Raw genomic sequence first — 4,219 nt, forward strand, 5'->3', positions numbered from 1 at the left:
ATACCGCACTTTCATAAGGTTTCTGGAATTAAGGTGAATATTGAAATTGTCAGTTTTAATGAGATTTCTTTAATTTTAAATGATATTAATAAAGCTGAGCAATATGATATTATTAGGATAGATATGGAGAGTTTTCCATGGTTTGCTAAGAGTAACTTTACGCCTTTTAATTTTATTACTAAAAAGCAATTAGAAAAAAATTATTCTCAAGATATTATTAAAAGATTTTGTCTTTTGGGTGAGGATGTTTATGCAGTTCCTTTTGATCCTAGTATACAAATATTATTTTACCGGAAAGATTTTTTTGAAAATCAAACAATAAGACGATTGTATTTTGAACAAAATAAGAAAGATTTATCTATTCCAAAAAATTTTGAAGAATTTAATAGCATTGTACAATTTTTTAGCGAAAATAAAAACTCACTCTCCCCAACGTCTTATGGAACAGCTTTGGTTTTAGGAGATGAGGAGGTTTTGGCAACAGAGTTTTTTATCAGGTATTATGCCCTTTCAGCCAGTTTATTTGAATTAAACTCATTAAAGTTGGATGTTATTAAATCAATTGATGTATTAATTAATTTGAAGACATTATTTCTTAGCGCAAAACTACTGGAGGATAAGTGGTGGTCTAATGCTGTTAATATGTTAGAAAATAAAACTATCCCTATGTTGATTATTTATATGAATCACTTTTTTCATTTATCCCATGCAGAGCTTTCGCCTTCGCTTGGTTTTGCTCCTGTTCCCGGTGATATGCCTTTGTTTGGTGGAGGAAGTTTGGTTATTTCTAAGCATACTGTACATAAACAAGAATGTATACAATTTTTGTCATGGTTTATGCAAGATGAAATTCATGATCAATATGTTATGTTAGGTGGCAACTCTGCAAGAAAAAATATTTTATCAAATCAAGAGATTATTAAAACTATGCCATGGTTGCCTTTGGCTTATGAGAAAGAGTTTAATGGTATTCGTGAGAATATTAACCCGCTTGGTTTTTCAGTTAATTTGCGTAAAATTGAGTTTTTTATTGGAAAAATGGTCAAAAAATATCTTTTTAGCCATCTTTCGGAAGAGCAAGTTATAGGTGAAATTAATCGCTATTTATCAGAAAATGAAGCAGAATTAATGCAAAGTATTAGTTGAAATATTTGATTTCAATACCGTTAATATGTTGAATACTCTTTAATTTTTTATATACCTCAAAAGAAGATTGGTGTTTAGAAAGGTAAGCACTAATAGAAAGTGTCAGGTGATTATCATTTTCTTCTTTGATGCTTACGATATCGACTTGACAATTTTTATGGTGGATAGTTTGAGTAATATCTTCAATATTTAGTTCACTATTGATATCAAGGATAATGTTAATTTTATTAATATAGTTTCTCTTTGGGATAATTACTTTCAAATAACGGCTATATTTTAAAGTAATAATAATGATGATAGCAACAGTAATTGCATCGCCGTAGAAGCCAGCTCCAACGGTGATACCTATACCAGTAGCGCTCCAGATCATTGCTGCAGTAGTAATCCCGGATATCATATCATTATTTTTATGTAAAATAACGCCTGTTCCTATGAACCCTATGCCACTAATAACTTGGGCGGCTAATCTCATTGGATCAGTTCTAATATTACTTGATAATGCGGCATAATATTCAGCCGCATGAATTGAAACAACTGTTAAAATACAGGTCGTTACAGCGATAATTATACAGGTTTTGATACCGACCGGTTTTCTTTTAACTTCTCTTTCCAAACCAATTATTCCACCTAAAAAGCAGGTAAGTAGAAGTTTAAACATCACAATAAAATTAAATGTGCTGCCCAATAATATAAGCTGGGTTTTTATTTCGTTCATATCAATTCCTGTATAATTTTGATTACTCTATTTATTTTCTGCAACAAATACATCAGTATCTTTGAAAAAGATCCAAAATATAATACCGACCACCAAAGCAATAATTGCAGGATAAATCCAGAATTCAGCCCACTGACTTCCGGCTTCAGGCATACTGCTTTCTGTAACAACACGATTGTTAATTGCTCCGATTAGCGAGGATGCCATGAAGACACCGAAACCATTCGAAACAATAAAACGTAATCCTTGAGCTTGCGCTTTAATACTGCTGTCTGCTTTAGCATTCACATAAACATCACCAGCGGTGAAGAAAAAGTCCCAACATACACCTTGTAACAATAGTCCAATAAGGATATAAATAAAGTAGTCTTCGCTGGTAGAGGCATGTGAGAAGATAAACATGCGAATCACCCAACCGATAATTCCTAATGTAATAACGGCTTTAAAACCATATTTTTTCAGCATAGTTACCAGTAATACCATAAAAACTACTTCTGTAATCACAGCTATTTGCATCATATTAGCTGAATTTAAATCCATTACTTTTAAATAAACAGGAATATAAGCACTATAAGCTGTTTTCGTAATCATTAAAATAAATGTTGCAAGCATAAATATGCTAAAGTATCTATCTTTAAATAAAGAGAGAGCATCTAGGCATAGAATAGTTCTTAAGTTAAGTTTTGCTCCTTTGGTTGCCGGAGGAGTATGAGGGAGTGTAAAACAATATAGACCACAAACAATAGATGCAATAGCAGCAATTTTAAATACGATAATATTATCAAAAATTTCATAGTATCCCATAATCAAACCAATAACGATAAATCCAATATTGCCGAATACCCGAATATAAGGGAATAATTTTTGATCTGAAATATGGTGAAATGCAATGCTGTTAGAAAGTGCGGTAGTTGGATAGTATAATAGACCCACTACAAAAATGAGAGCGAGAAATGCATTTACATTACCTGCCAGAATATAATTTGGTAATAACAATAGTACGGCACCGTTTAAAATATGTAAAATTGAGATCACTTTTTGTGAAGGGAAAAAACGGTCGGCAATCATACCAATAAATAATGGTGAAATAATCGTTGCCAATCCTAAAAGTGAATAAGTCGAGCCGATTATACCTTTCATGCTATAAGTCGCCAGCACCGCACCAATAGTCATATTCCATGCACCTTGTACAAAATATTGCATGAACATCATTGTTAGTAAACGAGGAATTTTAAACATATTCTGAGCTCCTAAATAGAAAGGTTTAATCCATCATAAGCAACATGGATGTCGTGTTCGGCAAAAATATGGCTTAATTCTTGGTGATTAAAGCCACAACTATGAGAAATATGAGAAATATAAATCTGAGTATGTAGAGCAAGGTTACCGTTTTCTGAAAATACTTTTTTCATATTGACGACAGTTTCAATGCTCATATGATTATTGGTAAATTGGTTTTGATGATAGCCATAAGTACATTCCAAAACGATTAAATCTAATTTCTTACCTTTTAACCAATTCCAAGTGAGATCAGAATAAAATCCGGAGTCATGTCCGTATAAAATAGTTTTTTCATCTTTTTCAATCAGATAAATATAACATAACTCCCAGCGGGCATGGTTTGCGATAAGGGGAGTAATCGATACGCCAGAGCTGGTTTTGACAGTAATAAAAGGAATCAGAATGGATAAATTAAAACGTTCTGGCGTAACATCTTCTATCGCATTGCGACATCCTGTAATTGCTTTATCACTTCCATAGATAAATAAAGGGTGCTCTACATTAAAAGCAAAATTTTCTACACGGTTATGTAGCTCCCCTGTGTTGAAATGATCCGGATGGGTGTGTGTAATTAATAAATCTTTAATTCGAGTGACATCAATCTGATGCAGTTTAGCTTGATAGAAAAAATCCGGAGCAATATCAATTTGAATTTCATCATTGATAAGGGCGGAAGAGCGAGTTCGGACATCATGCCCACCTTGAGTCCTGACATTTTCACACAATTCACACTTGCAATAAGGATTGGGAATGCCTTCTGAAGCTCCTGTTCCAAGAAAAAGTAAATTCATCGCAAAACTCCTGTTAGTCAGTTTAGAGAAAAAAATTGAATCGTTTCAATTTATTTTATATTAGGCCTTATCTTGAAACGTTTCAAAAATTTATTTTTAATTTTGTGATTAAGATCAAAGTTAGATTAACTGCTGCAATAAATTTTTTAAAAACATGTGATCTGATTAACAGTTTATTACCAAAGTTATTGTTATATTGCTCAATGAAAACGCTTACATGAAATTTAAACCTTAAATTTAAAGGAAATCTAAATGACTGAGATAACTTTTGACGTATCCGAACACC

Annotated in this window: 4 protein-coding genes; 1 reads left to right on the forward strand and 3 read right to left on the reverse strand. The window is 32.3% G+C overall.

The genetic code is table 11. The features are described from left to right. The coding region (locus FHQ30_RS12820; protein ID WP_500692275.1) for an extracellular solute-binding protein at positions 1 to 1,146 on the forward strand (1,146 nt) is incomplete at its 5' end. On the opposite strand, the gene FHQ30_RS12825 is transcribed toward FHQ30_RS12820, so the two are convergent. From FHQ30_RS12825 to FHQ30_RS12835, 3 genes are all read right to left on the reverse strand, one after another. Continuing rightward, the gene (locus FHQ30_RS12825; RefSeq protein WP_442805822.1) at positions 1,139 to 1,804 is read right to left on the reverse strand and encodes an MgtC/SapB family protein; all 666 of its coding nucleotides are present in this window, start codon (positions 1,802 to 1,804) and stop codon (positions 1,139 to 1,141) included. The two genes, FHQ30_RS12820 and FHQ30_RS12825, sit on opposite strands and share 8 nt — an antisense overlap. Before the next feature lie 84 nt (positions 1,805 to 1,888). Further along, positions 1,889 to 3,100: an MFS transporter gene (locus FHQ30_RS12830; RefSeq protein WP_139613054.1), complete on the reverse strand. Its 1,212-nt coding sequence runs from the start codon at positions 3,098 to 3,100 to the stop codon at positions 1,889 to 1,891. A gap of 11 nt (positions 3,101 to 3,111) precedes the next feature. Next, positions 3,112 to 3,933, reverse strand: a complete 822-nt coding sequence (locus FHQ30_RS12835) for an MBL fold metallo-hydrolase (protein WP_139615069.1) — start codon at positions 3,931 to 3,933, stop codon at positions 3,112 to 3,114. Positions 3,934 to 4,219 lie beyond the last annotated feature (286 nt).

It is taken from the genome of Testudinibacter sp. 'clade 2' (genome assembly GCF_006227735.1).
In the GTDB taxonomy this organism is placed as follows: Bacteria; Pseudomonadota; Gammaproteobacteria; order Enterobacterales; family Pasteurellaceae; genus Chelonobacter.

Bases quoted from the DNA above. Each gene is read 5' to 3' on its own strand.
- FHQ30_RS12830 (WP_139613054.1), bottom strand. From the start codon at position 3,100: ATGTTTAAAATTCCTCGTTTACTAACAATGATGTTCATGCAATATTTT.
- FHQ30_RS12835 (WP_139615069.1), bottom strand. From the start codon at position 3,933: ATGAATTTACTTTTTCTTGGAACAGGAGCTTCAGAAGGCATTCCCAAT.
- FHQ30_RS12825 (WP_442805822.1), bottom strand. From the start codon at position 1,804: ATGTTTAAACTTCTACTTACCTGCTTTTTAGGTGGAATAATTGGTTTG.